The following is a 331-nucleotide window of genomic DNA, read 5'->3' on the forward strand; positions in this document are numbered from 1 at the left end:
GTCGGCCCCGGAGCCGACCCGCCGCTTTCTCTTTTCCCCTTTCCCCACTGCACGAACAGGAGCTTTTGAAGATGCCCCAGCACGAACTGAACCGCCGGATCGCCGCCGTCACCGGCGAGAGCGTCGGCGCCATCGCCCGCATGGGCTTCCAGATGGACGTCGCCCCGAGCTTCACGCACTTCGACGACGACCTCGGCCCCATCGACTGGGACGCCGAGCAGGCCGCCCGCCGCAGCGACCTGGCCCGCTGCGGCAAAGGCCGCGTCGCCTTCCACTGAGTCGAAGGCGGCGACGCCCACGACCGGCGGCGGGCTGATCCCCGTCGCCGGCC

At 71.3% G+C, this 331-nt stretch carries 1 protein-coding gene; it reads left to right on the top strand.

Translation table 11 applies throughout. The features are described from left to right. Positions 1-71: 71 nt before the first annotated feature. A complete protein-coding gene (locus ACG2DA_RS23150) occupies positions 72-278 on the top strand; it encodes a hypothetical protein (protein WP_395259079.1) in 207 nt (68 codons plus the stop codon). Positions 279-331: the final 53 nt, after the last annotated feature.

Source organism: Alienimonas sp. DA493, assembly GCF_043951915.1.
Lineage (GTDB): Bacteria > Planctomycetota > Planctomycetia > Planctomycetales > Planctomycetaceae > Alienimonas.

Excerpts from the sequence above, each read along its gene's own strand:
- ACG2DA_RS23150 (WP_395259079.1), top strand. The coding sequence starts at position 72 with ATGCCCCAGCACGAACTGAACCGCCGGATCGCCGCCGTCACCGGCGAG.